At 33.0% G+C, this 21,594-nt stretch carries 20 protein-coding genes; 17 read left to right on the top strand and 3 right to left on the bottom strand.

Annotated features, from left to right (window positions below; all coding sequences use genetic code 11):
- The first annotated feature begins 31 nt into the window (after nt 1-31).
- From metF to DZ60_RS0105695, 5 genes are all read left to right on the top strand, one after another.
- Nucleotides 32-985, top strand: coding sequence for a methylenetetrahydrofolate reductase [NAD(P)H] (gene metF / locus DZ60_RS0105715; RefSeq protein ID WP_025741132.1), 954 nt, complete (start codon nt 32-34; stop codon nt 983-985).
- 118 nt (nt 986-1,103) lie between these two features.
- Nucleotides 1,104-2,201, top strand: a complete 1,098-nt coding sequence (locus tag DZ60_RS0105710) for an acyloxyacyl hydrolase (RefSeq protein ID WP_034228827.1) — start codon at nt 1,104-1,106, stop codon at nt 2,199-2,201.
- 12 nt (nt 2,202-2,213) lie between these two features.
- Complete coding sequence (locus tag DZ60_RS0105705) at nt 2,214-2,960, top strand: head GIN domain-containing protein (RefSeq protein WP_025741130.1); 747 nt, start codon at nt 2,214-2,216, stop codon at nt 2,958-2,960.
- 299 nt (nt 2,961-3,259) lie between these two features.
- Nucleotides 3,260-5,989, top strand: coding sequence for a PAS domain S-box protein (locus DZ60_RS24050; RefSeq protein WP_025741129.1), 2,730 nt, complete (start codon nt 3,260-3,262; stop codon nt 5,987-5,989).
- Complete coding sequence (locus DZ60_RS0105695; protein WP_025741128.1) at nt 5,976-6,380, top strand: response regulator; 405 nt, start codon at nt 5,976-5,978, stop codon at nt 6,378-6,380. Before DZ60_RS24050 ends, DZ60_RS0105695 begins: the two co-directional genes overlap by 14 nt.
- 6 nt (nt 6,381-6,386) lie before the next feature.
- Here DZ60_RS0105695 and gldA read toward each other — a convergent pair whose 3' ends face one another.
- Nucleotides 6,387-7,280 (bottom strand): gliding motility-associated ABC transporter ATP-binding subunit GldA, encoded by an 894-nt coding sequence (gldA, locus tag DZ60_RS0105690; protein ID WP_025741127.1) that lies wholly within the window; start codon nt 7,278-7,280, stop codon nt 6,387-6,389.
- A 190-nt stretch (nt 7,281-7,470) separates the two neighbouring features.
- Nucleotides 7,471-7,932, bottom strand: coding sequence for an Lrp/AsnC family transcriptional regulator (locus tag DZ60_RS0105685; protein ID WP_025741126.1), 462 nt, complete (start codon nt 7,930-7,932; stop codon nt 7,471-7,473).
- A gap of 182 nt (nt 7,933-8,114) precedes the next feature.
- Here DZ60_RS0105685 and DZ60_RS0105680 point away from each other — a divergent pair, with 182 nt between their 5' ends.
- The 6 genes from DZ60_RS0105680 (at nt 8,115) to DZ60_RS0105655 (ending at nt 14,892) form a co-directional block, all read left to right on the top strand.
- Nucleotides 8,115-9,089 carry an NAD-dependent epimerase/dehydratase family protein gene (locus DZ60_RS0105680; protein WP_025741125.1) on the top strand — a complete coding sequence of 325 codons (975 nt, stop codon included), beginning with the start codon at nt 8,115-8,117 and terminating at the stop codon, nt 9,087-9,089.
- A gap of 46 nt (nt 9,090-9,135) precedes the next feature.
- Entirely contained in the window at nt 9,136-10,326 is a 1,191-nt protein-coding gene (kbl, locus tag DZ60_RS0105675; RefSeq protein WP_025741124.1) for a glycine C-acetyltransferase, read from the top strand.
- 525 nt (nt 10,327-10,851) lie between these two features.
- A complete protein-coding gene (locus tag DZ60_RS0105670) occupies nt 10,852-11,682 on the top strand; it encodes a prephenate dehydratase (RefSeq protein ID WP_025741123.1) in 831 nt (276 codons plus the stop codon).
- Nucleotides 11,679-12,869: a pyridoxal phosphate-dependent aminotransferase gene (locus DZ60_RS0105665; protein ID WP_025741122.1), complete on the top strand. Its 1,191-nt coding sequence runs from the start codon at nt 11,679-11,681 to the stop codon at nt 12,867-12,869. Before DZ60_RS0105670 ends, DZ60_RS0105665 begins: the two co-directional genes overlap by 4 nt.
- Before the next feature lie 4 nt (nt 12,870-12,873).
- Nucleotides 12,874-13,722, top strand: coding sequence for a prephenate dehydrogenase (locus tag DZ60_RS0105660; RefSeq protein WP_025741121.1), 849 nt, complete (start codon nt 12,874-12,876; stop codon nt 13,720-13,722).
- An 87-nt stretch (nt 13,723-13,809) separates the two neighbouring features.
- Complete coding sequence (locus DZ60_RS0105655; RefSeq protein WP_025741120.1) at nt 13,810-14,892, top strand: bifunctional 3-deoxy-7-phosphoheptulonate synthase/chorismate mutase type II; 1,083 nt, start codon at nt 13,810-13,812, stop codon at nt 14,890-14,892.
- A gap of 79 nt (nt 14,893-14,971) precedes the next feature.
- Here DZ60_RS0105655 and DZ60_RS0105650 read toward each other — a convergent pair whose 3' ends face one another.
- On the bottom strand, nt 14,972-15,424 hold the full coding sequence (locus DZ60_RS0105650; protein WP_025741119.1) for a hypothetical protein: 453 nt from the start codon (nt 15,422-15,424) through the stop codon (nt 14,972-14,974).
- Between the two features lie 138 nt (nt 15,425-15,562).
- Between DZ60_RS0105650 and rsgA the strand changes: the two genes are divergently transcribed.
- The 6 genes from rsgA to DZ60_RS0105620 all read left to right on the top strand — a co-directional run bounded on the left by rsgA (nt 15,563) and on the right by DZ60_RS0105620 (nt 21,594).
- Nucleotides 15,563-16,513, top strand: a complete 951-nt coding sequence (gene rsgA / locus DZ60_RS0105645) for a ribosome small subunit-dependent GTPase A (protein ID WP_025741118.1) — start codon at nt 15,563-15,565, stop codon at nt 16,511-16,513.
- A gap of 83 nt (nt 16,514-16,596) precedes the next feature.
- The gene (gene dtd, locus DZ60_RS0105640) at nt 16,597-17,049 is read left to right on the top strand and encodes a D-aminoacyl-tRNA deacylase (protein WP_025741117.1); all 453 of its coding nucleotides are present in this window, start codon (nt 16,597-16,599) and stop codon (nt 17,047-17,049) included.
- Nucleotides 17,050-17,078: 29 nt separating this feature from the next.
- Nucleotides 17,079-18,992, top strand: coding sequence for a DUF3857 domain-containing protein (locus DZ60_RS0105635; protein WP_025741116.1), 1,914 nt, complete (start codon nt 17,079-17,081; stop codon nt 18,990-18,992).
- An 8-nt stretch (nt 18,993-19,000) separates the two neighbouring features.
- Nucleotides 19,001-21,010: a transglutaminase domain-containing protein gene (locus tag DZ60_RS0105630; RefSeq protein WP_025741115.1), complete on the top strand. Its 2,010-nt coding sequence runs from the start codon at nt 19,001-19,003 to the stop codon at nt 21,008-21,010.
- A 3-nt stretch (nt 21,011-21,013) separates the two neighbouring features.
- Entirely contained in the window at nt 21,014-21,340 is a 327-nt protein-coding gene (locus tag DZ60_RS0105625; RefSeq protein ID WP_025741114.1) for a nucleotide pyrophosphohydrolase, read from the top strand.
- A complete protein-coding gene (locus tag DZ60_RS0105620) occupies nt 21,340-21,594 on the top strand; it encodes a hypothetical protein (RefSeq protein WP_025741113.1) in 255 nt (84 codons plus the stop codon). Before DZ60_RS0105625 ends, DZ60_RS0105620 begins: the two co-directional genes overlap by 1 nt.

Below are 21,594 nucleotides of genomic sequence, written 5' to 3'. Positions count from 1 at the left end.
AAATAACCAACTAAGAATTATAAATAAAATAATGAAAGTTACAGAGCATATAAAAAAAGCAAAAGAAAAAACCTTATTCTCTTTTGAATTGATACCACCACAAAAAGGAAGAAGTATTCAGGAATTATACAATAATATTGATCCCTTGATGGAGTTTAACCCTCCGTTTATAGATGTAACCACTTCTAGAGAAGAATTTATTTATATCGACAAAGAAGGGTTGTTGGATAAAAAATTAACTCGTATGCGTCCTGGTACTGTAGGTATCTGTGCGTCTATCAAACATAAATATAGTGTTGATACAATACCTCACGTACTTTGTGGAGGTTTTACAAAAGAGGAAACAGAGTATTTATTGGTAGATTGTCACTATTTGGGGATTGATAATGTAATGGCATTGCGAGGTGATGCTATGAAGGAAGAGAAATACTTTACTGCAACCAAGGGAGGGCACAGTTATGCAAATGAATTGGTTGAACAAATAACCAATATGAATAAAGGACAATTTCTTCATGAAGTGATAGAGTCCGATAATCAATCTGATTTTTGTATTGGTGTTGCAGCATATCCAGAAAAACATATGGAAGCTCCTTCTATGGATGCAGATATTAGAAGGCTTAAAGCTAAAGTAGATGCTGGAGCAGATTATGTTGTTACACAAATGTTTTTTGATAATAAAAAATATTTTTCTTTTGTTGAAGCCGCCCGAAAAGCTGGGATTACCATACCAATTATTCCGGGAATTAAGCCTGTAGCCGTAAAAAAACATTTACAATTATTACCTCAGGTGTTCAAACTAGATATGCCAGATGAATTGGTTAGAGCTGTAGAAGAATGTGCTACCAATAAACAAGTAAGAGAGGTAGGGATCGAATTTGCCATACAACAGTCTAAGGAGTTGATGCAATATGGTGTGCCAGTATTGCATTATTATTCTATGGGTAAGTCTGATAACATAAAAAAGATTGCTGAAGCCGTATTTTGATAGGTCTCTGAGAAACGAATATTGTCTTAATACTTTGTAAATGTGACCTTATATCTTATTAAGTAGGTTTGTAATAATCTTTGTGAACTTTTAAAACAGTATTGTTATTTTTGCAAGCATGATCAAAAGAATTTGCTTAGTATTCTTACTTGTTAATAGCATGCTGTTTAATGCTCAAGAAGATAAGAAACATTTTGGTATAGATGTAAATAATTTCCACGGTTCTATATTAAAACATAATCCTGATATTTCTCATTTGATTACTGGGCATCCTTCAGGAATAATTCTTTCTTTTCAGCAAAAAACGTTCGGGGATAAAGAGTGGCAGCGCTTATATAATAATCCTGATTATGGAGTTTCTTTCATATATCAAGATATGGATAATGAATATTTAGGGGAACATTTAGGGGTATTCTTACATTATAATTTTTATTTTTTTAATAGGCTGTTATTCTTGAGAATAGGACAGGGAATGTCTTATGCCACGCGTCCGTATGATGAAGATAGCAACTTTAGAAATATAGCATATGGGACGCATTTGCAAAGTGCTTCATATGCATTATTAAATTTTAAGAAAGAGAACCTTCTAGATAGGTTGGGGCTACAAGCAGGACTCGGAGTGGTGCATTATTCAAATGGAAATTCTAAAGCCCCTAATAAAAGTACAAATACGTTATTTTTGAATGCCGGAATTACCTATAGTCTAGATCACTATGAAACAGAATATCCGCCAAAAGAAAAAAAATTGGTCAAGAAAACAGAACCAGTCGGATATGGTTTTATTTTTAGAAGTGGTGTTAATGAAAGTGATGTAGTAGGATCAGGAAGATTTCCATTTTATACAGTTGGTGGTTTTATAGATAAACGATTTAATAAAAAGGGAGCCGTTCATTTAGGTGCCGAAGTCTTTTTTTCTAGAGCATTAGAACGTTACATATATTTTAGATCGGTTGGTGGATTTGATGACGGTACCACTGGGGATGAGGACGCAAAGCGAGTCGGAATGTTTTTGGGGCATGAATTACGAGTAAATAAAATTTCTGTTCTTACTCAGCTTGGTTATTATGTGTATTATCCATATGATTTTGAGGGACGAACATACCTGAGGGCAGGGTTGCAGTGCTATTTTACTAAAAATATTTTTGGTTCATTTACTGTAAGATCACATGCGGCTAAAGCCGAAGTAATGGAGTTTTCTATAGGATATCGATTTTAAAAAAACAATACGATGCACAAAGTCATTTATGTTATTCTGATACTATTCGTTTTTGGTTGTGATTCAGAAAATGCCGCGGATTGCTTTCAAAGGACAGGTAATGTCGTTCAAAAAGAAGTTGAGGTTCCCGATTTTACAAGGATATTAGTAAATTCTAATGTGGCCCTTGTTTTGAGGCAGGGAGAAACAACTTCTGTGCGTATAGAAACTGGTGATAATTTACTAAATGAGGTTACTGCAGTAGTAGAGGGTGATCAACTTGTTCTTAGTGATACAAACGATTGTACATTTTTTAGGGCGATAAATCAAACTAAAATTTTTGTAACTTCTCCTAATATAACAGAAATTAGAAGTGCTACACAATTTGATATTTCATCTGATGGCCTATTAACTTATCCATCATTACTACTGCAATCTGAAGATTTTACAGAAAGTACAGGTACCACTACAGGTACTTTTAGTTTAGAAGTTAACTGTGAAAATTTGCGAATTTCAGGAAATAATATTACTTCCTTTTTTCTTACCGGAGAAGTAAATAATCTGAACGTTGCCTTTTTTTCTGGTACGGGAAGATTTGAAGGCGATAATCTAATTGCAGAAAATGTTCAAATATACCACCGAGGTACTAATAAGATTATTGTAAACCCTCAGCTATCAATTCGAGGAGAGATACGCAGTACGGGAGATGTCATTTCGACAAACAAACCATCTGTGATAGAGGTAGAGGAATTTTTTACGGGTAGTTTACTGTTTTGGTAATACCAATTGTATTAATTACTACTTAATTTGAAATTAGTTTAAAACCCATACATTTTTTTGATAGTTATAAATTCTAAGAATGGATATGAATTTATTTTTGTAGTATTAGCAAGCTTCGAAGAAATAGAATTAAGGGGATTTTAACGTAATTTTTAGTTTTAACACCTTTGTAATCAGGGTGTTATTCCGTAATAATATTGAGGTTTTGTTCCTGTTGTATGTTGTTTAGAATTCTTAAATTGAAATGTTACTTAATCAGTGACTGACTTCCTTTTTTTTATACCCCAAAATATAGAATTATGAAAGAATATACAGGCAGTGATGTGGATTCTACTTTGGAAAATGAAGAGCATTATCTAAAAAAAGAATTGTATGCATTAATAAAAGGTGAAAGTTTAATTTTCGATTTTCTGCAGGAAGCCGCTACAGATGGGTTGTGGTTTTGGGATCTTAATGATCCTGATAATGAATGGATGAGCCCCAAATTTTGGATAACATTGGGATATGATCCAAACAAGAAGCCTCACAAAAGCTCAGCTTGGCAGGATATAATTTTTGAAGAAGATCTCAAGTTAGTATATGCAAATTTTGCCAAACATTCTAAGGATCCTTCATATCCTTATGATCAGATTGTAAGGTACAAACATAAATTAGGGCATACTGTTTGGATCAGATGTAGGGGGCTTATTATTCGAGATGAAAACAGAAAACCAACACGAATGTTAGGGACTCACTTCGACATTACAAAAATCAAAAAAACCAAAAAAAGGTTATTTAGACAAATTAACTATTTTCAGCATATTATTGACGGAACTGATTTAGGTACTTGGCAATGGAATGTGCAGACAGGCGAAATTATTTTCAATGAGCGTTGGGCAGAAATAATAGGGTATACACTTACAGAATTATATCCATTATCCATTGATACTTGGAATAAAAATACGCATCCTGAAGATTTGAAAAAGTCAAATAAACTTCTACAAGATCACTTTGATAAAGTTACTTCGGTATATGAGTGTGAAGCACGAATGAAGCATAAAAATGGGGAATACGTATGGATTTTAGATAAAGGAAAAGTGGTAAGTTGGGATAGCGAGGGGAAACCAGAATGGATGATAGGCTCACATCAGGAAATAACAAAACTAAAAAAAGCATTCGAGAAAAATCGACTTTTTATCGAGCAAGCACCAACTGCAATAGCGATGTTTGATACAAATATGTGTTATTTGGCAACCTCTCTTAAGTGGTTCGAAACTTACAATATTAAAGATAAAGATATTATAGGAAAATCACATTATGATGTTTTTCCAGAAATAAATGATAAGTGGAAAGCAGATCATCAAGAAGGGCTTAAAGGGAAGGTGTTAAAAAGTGATGAATATCGTTTTGAACGATTAGATGGATCAGTACAATGGCTTACTTGGGAGTTACGCCCCTGGTATACTGATGATGATAAAATTGGGGGAGTTATAATATATACAGCAGATATAACTCGAATTAAAGAGGTAGAAACTCGTTTACGAATGAGTGAAGAGGTTTTTAGAAGAAACTTTGAGAATGCTGCAATTGGTATGGCGATGATGGATGATAAAGGTGGGTTTACTAAAGTGAATTATCAACTTTGTAACATGTTAGGGTATACCAGTAGTGAGTTAACAAACATGTCTTTTACAGATATTATTCATTCTGATGATATAAAATTGAGTCATGACTTATACAAAATGCACTTTAAGGGAGAACGACTGTATAGTAATGCAGAAAAAAAATGTATTCATAAGAATGGAGAAATAGTTTATGTAAACTTTTCGACCTCTATTATCAAGGATGAAAATGGTGCGCCCGCATATTGTATAGCCCAAATTTTGGATATTAGTCATAAGATTGTTGCTAGGCAAAAATTAGAGGAAGCGATTACCAAATTAGAAAATATAATAGATGATATTACCAAAGTATCAATTATTGGAGCCGATAAAAGCGGTGTGATTACCACTTTTAATAGAGGGGCAGAAAATTTATTGGGGTATACCAAGGAAGAAGTGATGTTTAAGAAGCCTTTCGAGATATTGTTTAATGCAGATGAATTAAAGGAACGAGAAAAAGAACTATCAATTTTATTAAACCGTCCTGTAAAAGGTTTTGAAGTTTTTATATGCGCAAATGAAAAAGAATATGAGACTAAAGAATGGACTCATATGCGTAAGGATGGTACAGGTTTTCCTGTTCAATTAACAGTATCTACGATAAAAGAAAATGATGAAATTATTGGTTATCTAAGTGTTGCAACTGATATTAGTGAGATTAAAAAAGCAGAAAAAGAATTAAAATCATTATTAGAAGTCGCAGAAGATCAGAACAGAAGACTCAAAAATTTCGCACATATTGTATCTCACAACCTGAAGTCTCATTCTGGTAATTTTGAAATGCTATTGGATCTGTATATTCAGGAAAACCCTGAAATCGAAAATAATGAGATTATGCAGCTTTTTAGAACTGCCTCCAAAAACCTTTCTGAAACCATTTCCCATTTAAATGAGGTTGTCTCAATCAATACCTCTTTAGAACAAAATTTAGTGCCCATCCATTTAAAAAAAGCCATAGATGAAGTTGTACAGAGTATATCGGCGATTGCATTAGAGTCTAATGTGTCTATTGAAAATGAAGTGGATACGGATATCCAGGTTATGGCTATTCCTGCATATCTCGATAGTATATTGCTTAACTTTATTACTAATGGGATTAAGTATCACTCACCCAAAAGAGATAGTTACGTAAAATTAAGGGCTAGCATAAAAAGAGAAGAGGTTGAGCTAAGTATAGAGGATAATGGATTGGGTATTGATTTGAACAAACATGGAGCTAAGTTGTTTGGTATGTATAAAACGTTTCATCCGAATATAGAAAAATCAAGAGGAATAGGATTGTTTATAACCAAAAATCAAGTTGAGGCAATCGATGGTCGAATTGAAGTAGAAAGTAAAGTTGATTTTGGAACTACTTTTAAAATTTATATGCAATATGAGAAAAATTGATACCGCTTGTATCATTGATGATGATTCTATTTATGTTTTTGGTATGACCAAAATAATGGAATTAACAGGTTTTTGTAATAAAACACTTGTTTTTAGAAATGGAAGAGAAGCTTTGAATGAGTTAATAGCAATAATAGAAAATAATCAGGAATTACCAGATGTTATTCTATTAGATCTTAATATGCCAGTGTTGGATGGATGGCAATTTCTTGAAGAGTTTATGAAAGTTGTCTATCAAAAAAAGATAGTAATTTATATTGTCTCTTCGTCTGTTGATTCAGAAGATGTGCTTAGAGCTAAATCTTATGAAAATGTGAGAGACTATATTGTTAAACCAGTTACAGTAGAAAAAATCAAAGAAATTCTTTATGATTTTGAAAATGCAAGTTAACAGCCTTTATGTTGTTAATTCTCTGAATAAACTTTCTAAATTCTTATTTTTTCTTGACAGCTGTAATATCTTTAACTCATGATCATGGGCAAAATCAAATACTTTTGGGCGCATATCAATGGAAGTGCTAAAGGTAATCAGGTACGTAAAGTTATGTGTGTTTTTTACTGCTACAACATTGGGTAGTTTCATAAGAAAAGCGTCTTCAACTCGGTAATCAAATTCTACTTCAATGATTTGTTCAGTCTCTGTGTTTAAAGAAGAAAGATTCTTATCTGCAACAATAGTACCCTTATTAATGATAATTACACGATCACACATCGCTTCTACTTCTTGCAGAATATGAGTAGAAAGAAATACTGTTTTTTCTTTACCTACCGATTTGATGAGTTCTCTTATTTCTACTAATTGGTTAGGATCTAAACCTGTGGTGGGTTCATCTAAAATTAAGATCTGAGGATCATGAAGTAATGCGCAGGCCAAACCGACACGTTGTCGATATCCTTTTGATAGTTGGCTGATTTTTTTATTAGCTTCGAGGGTGAGTCCAGTTAATTCTATAACTTCTTCTATTCTCGGTGCACTAATCTTATATACTTGGGCATTGAATTTTAAATATTCACGAACATACATTTCTAGATATAAAGGATTGTGCTCAGGCAAATACCCAATACTCTTTTGTACATCAATTGGATTGGCATCAATATCAAAATTATTTACTAGGGCCGTGCCTTCTGAAGGAGCAATGTATGTTGTTAGGATTTTCATTAATGTCGACTTACCGGCACCATTTGGACCCAAAAAACCAACAATCTCTCCTTTTGTAATTTCGAATGAAATCGAAGTAAGTGCTTTTTGATCCTTATAAAGCTTAGAAATATTAGAAACTGAAATTGACATACATCATCGAGTAAAAACTATTCATTATCAAAAGTACATAATTCAAAATTTATTGTAGAGTAAAGAAATAAAAATGATTTTAGTCTAAGACGATATGGGGTTGTTTGGGGTTTTTTAATGCTGTTTTTGTTTGCGTAACTATTTGTTTTTAAGTGTTTTATTTATGCATTGAGTTTTTATAGAGGATTGATCAAATAAAAAACTCTGAAGTATGCTTAATTTCTTTAAGGACAAAAGTACTATTCAAAACACCTATATTTTCAATTTTCGAAAGTTTTGTCTTGATAAAATCATGATATTCCTCTAAGCTTTTGGTGTGAATTTTTAATATGAAATCTACTTGGCCTGCCATGTGGTAACATTCTTGTACTTCTTGTAACTTTTGAACTTGCTGCTCAAAGTCTTCGATAAATGCTTCATTGTGGTACCGCATAGAAACTTGACATATAGTGGTTATTGATCTGTCAATTAGTTTTTTGTCGAGGATGGCAACATATTTTTTGATGTACCCCTGTTTTTCTAGACGGCGGATGCGTTCATAGATGGGCGAAGATGTTAAATTGAGAATAGCTGCAATCTCCTTTGCAGTTTTTTTAGCGTCCTCCTGAAGCAATCTTAAGATTGTAATATCGATATGGTCTAATTCTTCCATAATTTAAGGCGTAAAATTTACTGTATTATTGATTTTTTTGGTTTTTAAAAAGTGAATTTAGCTTAAAATTTTATAATATAAAGTAATTATTTCTTAATTAGTCTATTTAATTGGCTTTAAAAGTGGTGTTTTGTAATTTTAGTAGTGAAAAAAGCTTTTTAGTGTTAAAATTTTAAGATGTTATGAAAAATATGGTGTTGGTAATAGGAGCAAATGGTCAATTAGGTTCTGTATTGGTAAAAGCATTAAGGCGCACATTTGGTGTCAAAAACGTGATTTCTTCAGATGTTTATTGCAAAAATAAAAGTGAAGATATTTTTGAAGTAATTGATGCAACAGATATGACAAGAATCCAAGATGTTGTAATAAAGTATAAGGTTACTCAGATTTATCATTTGGCGGCAATACTTTCTGCAAAAGGAGAAGAAAATCCATTGGCAACATGGCAAGTAAATATGAAAACACTATTTAATGTACTAGAGGTTGCGCGAAAAAATAATCTTGATAAAGTTTTTTTTCCTAGTTCTATAGCTGTTTTTGGTCAAGGAGCTCCTGCAGAAAATACGCCAAATAATGTAAGTCTTGATCCTACCACGGTATATGGGATTAGTAAAGTTGCCGGAGAAAACTGGTGCAATTATTATTTTAATAAGTATGGACTTGATGTACGATCTATTCGCTACCCAGGCATTGTGGGGTATCAATCATTACCAGGAGGAGGGACTACGGATTATGCAGTAGATATTTTTCATAAAGCTGTGCTAAACAAAAAGTTTCAATGTTTTCTAAAAAAAGACACAACGCTTCCAATGCTATTTATAGATGATGCTATACGAGCAACTTTAGAAATAATGAGTGTTCCCAAAACTGATATTTCTGTTAGAACTTCATATAATCTTTCCGGAATAAGCTTTTCGCCAGAAGAAGTAGTTCATGAAATTCGTAAATTATATCCTGATTTCGAAGTGACTTACCAACCAGATTTCCGTCAGGAAATAGCGGCAACTTGGCCAAAATCAATAGATGATGATAAGGCCAGAAAGGATTGGGGATGGAAACCTCAATATTCCTTAGAAGAAATAGCAAAAATTATGATCAAAAAATTGAGAAATTACTATCATACAGACATAAGGAGTCTGGAGTCTTTATCGGTATAAAGAATAATGCTATCTCAAAAAAAATAACAATCAAAACAAAAAAAATATGTTTTCAGCTATCAAAGAAAATATGCAAAAAGAGCTTGCAGAAATAAAACAAGCAGGATTGTATAAAACAGAGCGGGTTATTACAACACCTCAAGGAGCCAAAATTGATACTGTTGGTACTAAGGACGTTCTAAATTTTTGTGCAAATAATTATCTAGGACTTTCTACACATCCTGATATTATAGAAGCCGGTAAAAAGGCTATCGACTCTCATGGATTTGGATTGTCATCGGTACGGTTTATTTGTGGTACTCAAGATATCCATAAAGAATTAGAGCACAAGACAGCAGCCTTTTTAGGAATGGAAGATTGTATTCTCTATGCCGCTGCGTTCGACGCAAATGGAGGAGTTTTTGAGCCAATTCTTGGTGCCCAGGATGCTATTATATCTGATGCATTAAATCATGCTTCTATTATTGATGGTGTTAGGTTATGTAAAGCTAAACGGTTTAGGTATGAGCATAATAATATGGTTGACCTTAAGAAACAGTTAGAGATGGCCCAAGGAGCTAGAAGAATACTTATTGTAACTGACGGGTCCTTTTCTATGGATGGAACAATTGCGCAATTAGATAAAATATGCGATCTAGCAGATCAATTTAAAGCTATGGTGATGGTAGATGAGTGCCATTCGACAGGCTTTTTAGGAAAAACAGGGCGAGGTTCACATGAGTTTCGTAATGTAATGGGCCGAATAGATATTATTACCGGAACCTATGGTAAGGCTTTAGGTGGTGCATCAGGAGGCTTTACGGCTGCCAGAAAAGAAATTGTAGCTATGTTGAGGCAACGTTCAAGGCCATATTTGTTTTCTAATACGCTGGCACCATCTATTGTTGGTGCGTCAATTAAAGTATTAGACATGTTAGAGACTTCAACAATACTTAGAGACACTCTCGAAAAAAATACAAAGTATTTTAGGTCAAAAATGACCGAGGCAGGATTTGATATCATTAAAGGGGAGCATCCTATTGTTCCAATAATGCTTTATGATGCTAAAGTAGCGCAGGAGTTTGCGGCAAAATTACTTAAAGAAGGAATTTATGTGATTGGTTTTTTCTTTCCCGTAGTACCACAAGGAAAAGCTAGAATTAGAGTACAACTTTCTGCTGCTCATACTCAAAGTCATTTAGAAAAGGCAATTGCTGCTTTTATAAGCGTAGGTAAATCGATGGGAGTTATATCATAAAGTAATGATTAACCGAAATTAGGGAGGTATATGCTTTAATAAGAAATGTATTGATAAAATATACCCGTATTGCAGATGATTTTCACCTTAGTTTGTCTGTATAAGTGTTTGATATAGAGTTGACAAACGTTTGTTAGTGTTGTGTATTGTAGAAAATTCTTAGTGTTATATGGCTTTTGCTTAGAATATTTTAAGAATTAGACTTAAAATTTAAAAAATCCATGATAATACTTGTTTATTGATGAAAAAGAAATAAAAATTATTTAGAATAGCAATAGTTTTACCTAATTTAGCAGCGTATTAAAAATGCAACAATGATCAATTTATTTGCTTTTAACCGATTTTACTTTTTCTTCTTTTATTTTAAAAGGAAGTAAGGGATCGCTATGTAAGTAAATAAATAGAATTTATAAAATAGAATCCCGATTTAAAAGTCGGGATTTTTTTTTGCCTTTTCTCTGGCAATATTGATTCAAGAGAAAATGAAATGAAAATAGTAAAAGCTTAAATAAAAAATAAAAACAGTTGAAACAAAAAGTAGCTATACAAGGAGTAAGGGGGTCGTATCATCATGGGGTTGCTCAGGCATATTTTGGAGAAGATGTAGTAGTTGATGAGTGTATGTCGTTTTTAGAATTAGTTAATAGCTTAGAGGGGAAAAAGAGTACAGATGCAGTAATGGCGATAGAGAACTCTATTGCAGGGTCAATTATCCCTAATTATGCATACGTAGATGAGCATAACTTGACTATTAGTGGTGAGTATTTTTTGCCAATTCACCACTGTTTAATGGCATTAGCGGGGCAAAAAATTAGTGATATCAAAGAAGTGTATTCTCATCCGATGGCTTTGTTACAATGCAAGGATTTTTTTAGAAAACATCCACATATTAAGTTGGTAGAAGATGCGGATACGGCTGATGTGGCGAAGAGAATTTATGAACAAAAATTATCAGGGGTAGCAGCGGTAGCAGGTGAGACTGCAGCAAATATTTATAATTTGGATGTTTTGGAAAGAGAGATTCAAACCATTAAAACAAATAGTACTCGTTTTTTTATTTTAAATACTCGCGAAGATTCAGGAGTGCCGAAAGAAGAAATAAACAAGGCCTCATTAAAATTTATGGTAGATCATAAAAGAGGGAGTCTTGCAACGGTATTAAATGTTATGAGTGATTGTAATCTTAATTTAACCAAAATTCAATCATTGCCAGTTATTGATATGCCTTGGAAATATTCTTTCTTTGTAGATGTGACTTTTAAGGATTATTCTGAGTACGAAAAAGCCATTTCTATATTAAAAATAATGGCATTAGGATTAAAAATATTGGGTGAATATAAAAACCAAAATGGATGAACATTCAAACCGCAAAAAGACTAGAGACCGTAGAGGAATATTATTTTTCTAAAAAATTAAGAGAAGTTAGAGCACTTGTGGCTTCGGGAAAACCAGTTCTTAATATGGCTATTGGTAGTCCTGATTTAGACCCGCCAAAAGAAGTGTTACAATCTATTCGAGACGCAGTCGGTAAAGAGGGAGCTCATAAGTATCAAAGCTATCAAGGATTGCCAGAACTGAGAAGAGCAATAGCTGATTTTTATAAAGATAAATATCAGGTATCCCTAAATCCCGAAAATGAAATTTTACCATTAATGGGATCAAAAGAAGGGATTATGCATATATCATTGGCATATCTTAATGAAGGAGATGAGGTGTTAGTACCTAACCCTGGATACCCAACATATACTTCTGTTACTAACTTAGTGGGAGCAACCCCTGTTTTTTATGATTTAAAAGAGGATACGAATTGGGAACCCGATTTTCATAGTCTTTCAAAAATGAATTTGAGCAAAGTGAAAATTATGTGGGTCAATTATCCCAATATGCCAACTGGAGCATCAGGTAGTGTTGAGTTGTTTAAAAAAATGATCGATTTTGCTAAAAAACATAGCATTCTATTAGTGCATGACAATCCGTATAGTTTTGTCCTAAATGATAGCCCTTTAAGTATTTTGTCGGTAGAAGGGGCAAAAGACGTAGCCTTAGAGTTAAATTCTTTGAGCAAAACTTTTAATATGGCAGGATGGCGTGTAGGAATGGTTAATGGGAGTGCTGATAAAATAGAAGCCATTCTGAAAGTTAAAAGTAATATGGACAGTGGGATGTTTCAAGGGATTCAGCGGGGAGCGATTTCGGCATTGCATATTTCTGATGATTGGTATGATAAAATGAATGCCATTTATACAAAAAGAAGGGTGTTAATATGGGAGTTAGCTTCTTTATTGGGCTGCACCTATGATGAGAATGCAAAAGGCATGTTTGTATGGGCTAAACTTCCTCGAGGTATAGATGCTATTGAGTTCATCGATGCAATCTTATATCAGCAGGATATATTCATTACACCAGGAGATATTTTCGGAAGTAACGGCAAAGGATATATTAGATTCTCTCTTTGTGTAACAGTAGAAAATATAAATGAAGCAATAAGAAGGTTTAAGCATAAAGAATTGCAGTTTACTAGTAATACTATATCAAAATCGTAAATAAATGAATGTATTCATAACCGGAATAGGATTAATAGGAGGCTCTTTTGCAATAGATATAAAGGCAACATTTAATGAGGCTTCGATCTATGGTATAGATAAAAATGAAGATAATCTTGATGAAGCATTAGCATTAGGTCTTATTGATTATAAGTCGAGTATTGATGATATAAAAAGTGCAGATGTAGTTATTATTGCAATACCCGTAGATGCAACTGTCGAAGTTTTACCTATAATATTGGATAAAATCAATGAAGACTGTTTGGTTTTTGATGTTGGCTCAACGAAAGAAAAGTTATGTCAAACAGTTTCTGATCACGTAAAAAGAAGAAATTATCTTGCAGTACATCCTATTGCAGGTACCGAATTCTCAGGCCCTCAGGCTGCTATTGCAAATTTGTATAGAGGTAAAACTAATATTATTTGTGAAGTAGAAAAAACAGCATTTAAATTGCAAGAACGAGGAATGGAGATTTTCTCGAGATTAGGCATGCGAATTCGATATATGGATCCGGCATCGCACGATAAACATATTGCATATGTTTCTCATTTATCACACATCAGTTCTTTTATGTTAGGTAAAACCGTGATTGATAAAGAAAAAAATGAACGAGATATTTTTGATATGGCAGGTAGTGGTTTTGCATCCACCGTTCGGTTAGCAAAAAGTTCACCAGCCATGTGGGCACCAATTTTTAGGCATAATAAAGATAATGTAATCGAAACATTAGAAGAATATATCGCCAATTTAGAAAAGTTTCGAAGACTGATGAAAGAAGATGCTTTTGATCAGATTTATCAAGAAATGGAAGACACGAACCATATTAAAACTATTTTGAAAGGAATTAATTAAAAAGATATGATATGCAATAAGAAAAATCTAGTATACAATAAACCCAATATATTAACACAGATAAATAATAAAAGAATAAAATAAAAAATGGAAAATAAGAAAGAACTTAGAAATTGGCTTGATGATTATAATCTCGAACACCCATTAGTAATTGGTGGTCCTTGTAGTGCAGAAACTGAAGATCAGGTACTTAAAATAGCGCATCAATTAAAGGATTCTGATGCAACGGTATTACGTGCTGGGATTTGGAAACCAAGAACTCGACCTGGAAATTTTGAAGGTGTTGGAGCATTAGGGTTGAAATGGTTGCAAAGAGCAAAAGAAGAAACAGGGATGAAGATTGCTACAGAAGTCGCAAATCCGCATCATGTAGAATTGGCATTAGAACATGGAGTAGATGTACTTTGGATTGGTGCAAGAAGTACAGTGTCACCTTTTATTGTTCAGGATATTGCTGAAGCATGTAGAGGCATTGATAATCCAGTATTAATTAAAAATCCAATCAATCCAGATTTGTCACTTTGGTTAGGTGCGGTTGAGCGTTTTTATACATGTGATGTCAAAAACCTTGGTGTAATCCATAGAGGATTCTCTACCTATGAGAAAACAAAATATCGTAATATTCCAGAATGGCAAATACCTATCGATTTGCAAAATCGTTTTCCTGATTTACCTCTGATCCTTGATCCGTCGCATATTGCGGGAAGAAGAGATTTGATTTTTGATCTTTCTCAAACAGCATTAGACCTTAACTTTGATGGGCTTATAGTAGAGACTCATTATGATCCTGATAATGCTTGGAGTGATGCAAAACAACAAATTACTCCAGAAACTTTAGTTCAGCACATGAAAGATCTAAAAATTCGAAAGGAAGTAGGTGTTGATGAAGCGTATCAAAAGGCTCTGGGAGAGTTAAGAGCAAAAATTGATATTGCTGATAATCAATTGTTAGAGGTGTTGTCAAAAAGAATGAAAATTTCTGACGAAATAGGTAAAGTAAAAGCAAAACAAAATGTGGCTATTTTACAATCAAAAAGATGGAATGAAATTTTAGGGAAAATGATTCTCGAAGGAGAAGAAAATGGATTAAGCGAAGAGTTTATTCTTAGAATTTACAAAGCCATTCACCAAGAATCAATTAATCATCAAGAAAAAGTAGCCCGAGGATAAAACTCTGAATGTTACTTAGAAAAAAGAAATCCCCTGTTATCTGTATAACAGGGGATTTCTTTGTAATATCAAAAAAATGTTATTGTTTGTTTCTCGAAAAAGTATAACGAGTTACATAGATTCCATTTTTGTCATCTTTTCCTCCAACACTTTCTACACCAGAATTAACAAAGTCTAATGACCAACCTTCGGCTGACATGGCATTAAGCTTAGAAGTGACAATAGCGTCATTTGCTACTATGTTCTGAAAACGAATTCCTCCGATATTGTAGAAGTTTAAAAGTTTAGTTTCATCAAAACCTTTTACACGAATTTCTCCACGATCCGATTTATTTCTTTTATCATCTTCTCCCGTACGAGTAGATGTATACTCTTTGTAATCTCTAGCTTCATTAGAAGATAGCATTCTTGATCTACCTAACCCATTAGGTACAATAGATTCTATGACCGTTATTATTTTGTATTCTTTTTGTGCAAAAGAAGAATTGAAACCAAGAACGATTAGTGCAAGAAATAATAAAGTTTTTTTCATAATGTTTTAGATTTATTAGATTAATTTTTGATTATTCTACAATAGCTGTGCCAAAAAATTGTATATCAAGGTTACGTTTTTTTTAATTAGAAAAAAAATTAACCCTACAAAAATATTAATATTCGCATCTTTGTACTCATGACAGGAATTGTTTATAAATCTACAGGAAGTTGGTATACCGTTAAGAGTACCACAGGAAGAGTGTACGAATGTCGTATTAAGGGGAAATTTCGGATTAAAGGTATTAAGAGTACAAATCCGGTTGCCGTTGGTGATTTGGTGGATTTTAAGGTCGAAACGAATAATGATTCCGAAACGGGAGTGATAGAGTATATTCATGAGCGACAGAATTATATCATAAGAAAATCAGTAAACCTTTCTAAACAGACACATATTATTGCATCTAATATTGATTTAGTGTTTTTATTAGTGACTTTAAACAATCCCACAACATTTACAACATTTATAGATCGTTTTTTGGTTACTGCAGAAGCATACGGAATTAGAGCTGTGTTGCTTTTTAATAAAATCGATTCCTATACAGAAGAGGAATTGTTAGAAATCAAATATCTAGCAGCACTTTATAGAAAAGTAGGATATGAATGTATAGGTATATCGGCTAAAACAGGAAAAAATGTAGATAAAGTAAAAGAGGTAATGCAGGATAAGGTAAGTATGTTTTCTGGACATAGTGGTGTTGGTAAATCTACATTGGTAAATGCCATAGAAGATGGGATGTTTTTAAAAACAGCAGAGATTAGTGATCAACATCAACAAGGTCAGCACACAACCACTTTTGCAGAAATGTATGACCTGAGTTTTGGAGCTAAAATAATTGATACCCCAGGAATTAAGGGGTTTGGAGTGGTTGATATGGAGAAAGAAGAATTAGGAGATTATTTTCCCGAATTTTTTGAATTAAAAAGTGAGTGCAAGTTTAACAACTGTCTTCATATTAATGAACCAAAATGTGCTGTTAAACAAGCTCTGGATAATGAGGAGATAGCCTGGTCTAGATATAAGAGTTATTTGCAGATTCTTGAAGGAGAAGAAGAACACTACAGGAAAAATAATTATACCGAAGAATAATTTTTTTAAGGTTTGATGGTAACAATTTTGAAAGTACTGACACTTACTTTATAGAAACAGGATTTTAATTGTAAAAAAAATAGATGAAAGCGGTAATTCAAAGAGTGTCTGAAGCTTCTGTAACTGTTGATCATAAGGTAATCTCAAAAATAAATCAAGGATTGCTTATTCTTGTTGGTATTGTCAATGAGGATACACAAGAAGATATTGATTGGTTGTCAGGAAAGATAGCGCGTTTAAGAATATTTGGCGACGAAAGCGGTGTTATGAATAAGAATGTGAAAGAGATTAACGGAGGTGTGATTGTTGTTAGTCAATTTACATTGCATGCGAGTACTAAGAAAGGGAATAGGCCAAGTTATATCAGGGCGGCAAAGCCTGATATTGCGATACCTAGATATGAAAGTTTTATAAAACAGTTAGAAATAGATTTGGATAAAAAAGTTGGCACAGGTATCTTTGGCGCCGATATGAAAGTATCCTTGCTTAATGATGGTCCTGTTACGATAGTCATTGACACAAAAAGTAAAGAATAAAAAAGTCCTACCCCCCAAAATAAATTTATATGCAAAGAATACTACTACAAGTCCTTGTAGCTGTTAGTATATTGGTATGTGCCAATGTCTCAGCACAAGAAGAAATGAACATGAAGGTATCTTCAATAGATACTTCTCTTATCAAAAATGCCAATGCGGTTGTTCGATCAGAAAAAATAGTTATAGAAATCAATTCGGTAAGTTCTATGGTCATTAAGACCAAAAGAATTGTTACTGTGTTTAACAAATCTGGTAAAAGATATGCAGATTCGTATGAGGGATATGACCCTTCTACAAAAATACGAAAGTTAGAAGCAGTAGTTTATGATGCTTCGGGAAAAGAGATTAAAAAATATAAAAAGAAAGACTTTATTGATCAAAGTGTATACGATGGTTTTTCGTTAGCACGAGATGATAGAGTTAAGTATTTTAATTATACTCCTACAGTGTATCCATATACGTTGGTTTTTGAGAGTGAAGTAGAGAAATCTTCAACAGCATTTATAAGACCATGGGATCCTTTGATTGCATATAAGTTAGCAGTAGAAAAATCATCGTATGCTATTATTAACCCTAACGAGATTCCTTTTAGAATTAAAGAAAAAAATTTAGAAAACTATGATATAGAAAAGAAGAAAACATCCCAAGGGTTGCATTTTTCTCTTTCTGATATTCCTACAAGAGTGTCAGAAAAGTTAGGTCCATCCTATTCAGAGTTGGTTCCAAAAGTTTTTATAGCCTTAAGTGACTTTTCTTTAGAGGGTATAAGGGGGTCGATACATGATTGGGAGTCAATGGGCAAATGGCAATACTCGAATTTGATTTCGGGTAGAGATAGATTACCCGAATCTACAATTCAAAAAGTTTCTGAATTGGTTGCTGATGCCACAACAAAAAAGGAGAAAGCTAAGCGCATCTATGAATATGTACAAGGTAAGACACGCTATGTGAGTGTGCAATTAGGTATCGGTGGATGGATGCCAATGCCTGCAGCAGATGTAGACCGTTTAGGATATGGGGATTGTAAAGCGCTTACAAATTATACCAAAGCATTACTTAGTAGTCAGGATATAGAATCCTTTTACACCGTTGTATATGCGAATAAGCGAAGAGATATAGATGCGGAATTTGCTTCGATGCAAGGGGATCATGTCATCCTGAATATTCGAGATGAGGAGGAAGATATTTGGTTAGAATGCACAAGTCAAACATTGCCCTTTAATTTTATAGGTGATTTTACTGATAATAGAGATGTTTTAGTTGTAAAACCTTCTGGTGGAGAAATTAGAAGAACAAAAAAATATGAGCCTGAAGAAAATCTGTTGACTACGGAGTCAAAAATTATACTTAATGCGGATAAGTCTATGGTAGCTTATATTAAAAGGGTTTCTAAAGGATTACAATATGATTGGCATTATACAATTCAATACCAAGAACCCAAAGATCAAAAAATGTATTATAAAAAACATTGGAACTATATTAATGGGTTGGACGTAAATGGTCTAAAGTACAGTGACGACAAAGATACAGTCGCATTTACAGAAGAAATTAATGTATCCTGTAATGCTTTTACCAAAAAAGCAGGAAATAGGTTATTGCTCTATCCCAATGCATTTAATTTGGATAAAGTCGAGTTACCAAAATATGCTAGTAGAAAAAACCCATTGGTAATCGATAGAGGATATGTTCATAAAGACGAGTCTATATTAATATTGCCTGATGGATATATAATAACAACACTTCCTGAAAAAAAATCATTAGAATCAGAGTTTGGAACTTATACATATGCGCTAGAAAAAATAAATGAATCTGAACTTAAATTCACAAAGTTTTTAAAAATTTTGGATGGTGTATTTCCCAAAGAAAAATATGAAGAGTATCGCAAGTTTAGAGAAGAAATTAGAAAAATAGATCAAACGAGAATTGTATTAAAACAAGTATAAATATATATATGAAGAGTTTAAGAATAATATTTGGGACTATGATTTTAATGTCCCTGAATGCGTATTGTCAGGATTATAAATATGGTAAAGTATCAAAAGAAGAGTTGTTAGAAAGTTCATGCTCTATTGACAAAGCAGCAAATGCTGCGGTATTGTATGAAAATAAAAAAATAACCTTTGAGTATGATCAAACACTGGGTTTTCAGCTCGTAACTCAAGTGCATAAGCGTATTAAGCTTTATAATAAAAATGGGTTTGATCATGCAAGTGAAGTAGTATATCTCTACCAAAATGGAGGTAGCGAAGAAAAAATCATTGGACTTTCCGGAAAAACTTACATCCTTCAAGGAGATGAAATTGTTGAAACCAAACTCAAAAAAGAAAGTATTTTCAAAGCCGAGGATTCAAAATATTTTAACAAAGTAACTTTTACACTACCTGCTATTAAAGAAGGTGCAATAATCGAATATAAATATAGAATTATTTCTCCTTTTTATCGAAGTATAGATAACATTGCATTACAATACAGAATACCAATAAAAAAGATTGATGTTTCTTTGCAAATACCAGAATATTATCATTTTAAAAAGAGGCATATTGGTTTTTTACCTATTCATCTTAAGGAATCTAGGGGGAATGATAAAATTGTCTTTTCTGGTTCAACTAAGTTCGGGCAATACACTGTGAGACGGCAACAATATCATGAAGAATTACCTTATATTCTGAATAATTATGATATTCAAGAAACTAATGTCCCCGCATTTAAAATAGAACCTCATTCAGGGAATCCAAATAATTATATTACTGGTATTGCATTCGAATTAGAGTATACTAAATTTCCATATAGTACTATTACAAACTATGGAACTACTTGGGGAGCTATTGCTCGAGGAGCATACAAAAGCTCTAATTTTGGTGGGGAGATCGAAAAAACAAAATATTTTAAAGCGGATATAGATGAATTAATTAGAGGTGTTTCAAATCCTTTACAAAAAACAAATCTTATATATGATTATGTAAAAAATAGAATGACATGGAACAAAAGGAATTCGCTAACTCCAAGAAATGGACTTAAGAAGCCATATCAAGAAAAAGTTGGAAACTCTGGGGAAATAAATTTGATGCTTATAGGGATGTTAAAGTATGCTGGCGTAAAAGTAAATCCGGTGCTTGTAACAACTAGTGATAAGCCCTTGTCCATATTTCCGACCATACAGGGATTAGATCATGTTGTTGCTCGAGTACGTATCAATGATGATGTTTTATTTCTTGATGCTACTGATAAATATGGAAAGCCTAATGTATTGCCTAATAGGGTAATCAAGGGGATTGGAAGGTTAATAGCAGAAAAAGGAAATTCTGAAATGATTTTGTTTAGACCCAAAAAAATATCCCAACAAAAAAATATGGTGTTATGCGAAATAAATGAAGAAGGGAGGATTGCTGGAAAGCAGCGAATACAATATAGCTTTTATGAAGCTCGGGACTTTAGAGAAGAAAATGCACTAAAAGAAGAAGATGAGTATATTACCAGATTAAAAGATAAGTATGGTTTAGAAAATGTTGAAGAGTATAAAAATAATAATATTGATGATTTAGAAAAGCCTGTTCTCGAAACTTTTGCCTTTAAAACTATAAATGAAGTTGAAGTTATTGATGGTGAACTGTTTTTTTCTCCTCTTTTATTTTTGAAAAATCAAGAAAATATATTCAAATCGGATGAGCGAAAGTATCCTGTAGATTTTGGATTTGGATTTTCTAGGGATTTTTCTGTTAGTATTAAAATTCCGAAAGGATATGAAGTCGTTTCTAAACCTGAGGATATAGCCTTAGCATTACCAGAAAATATGGGTAAATTTGTATTTCGAACGACAATATCTGGTAATATGATTCAGGTTTCTGTAAATAGAACCCTAAATAGGCCTTTAATATCTTCTAATTATTATTCTGATCTCAAAGAATTCTATAATCAGATTGTAGAAAAAGAAAATGAACAAATAGTTCTCAAAAAAGTATAAAAAATGAATATCGAAAACGCACAACAAGCCGTAGACGAATGGATTAAGAATCATGGTGTTCGTTATTTTAATGAATTGACCAATATGGCTCAACTTACCGAAGAGGTAGGAGAAGTAGCAAGAATTATTGCCCGACGGTACGGAGAACAAAGCGAAAAAGAAAGTGATAAAAATAAAGACCTCGGAGAGGAATTAGCTGATGTGTTATTCGTAGTTTTGTGTCTGGCAAATCAAACAGGTATTAATCTGCAAGAAGCTTTTGATAAAAAGCTGGATATTAAAACCAAAAGGGATCATGACCGCCATCATGCGAATAAAAAATTAAAATAATGCTTAAGGTAATACTCACCTCAAAAAGATATTGGAAAACCACATTGTTTTTAGCACTTGGTTTTATGGTCGTATTTAGCCTTATCGAACATTTTATGAGTTATAGGGCATTGGCAATAGACTCTTTTCTTGAGGATAAAATAGAGGAGGGGCGCTGGATTCGATTTTTAATTTCTCGAATTGTAGGAGGTTTGATTTATGGAATGATTATGGGGTACTATTTTGAATCTAAAAAACAAAAATCAAATCAATAA

This window comes from Aquimarina pacifica (genome assembly GCF_000520955.1).
GTDB classification, from domain to species: domain Bacteria; phylum Bacteroidota; class Bacteroidia; order Flavobacteriales; family Flavobacteriaceae; genus Aquimarina; species Aquimarina pacifica.
The sequence above is the reverse complement of the archived record's forward strand: the minus strand, read 5'-3'. Positions and strand labels throughout refer to the sequence as shown.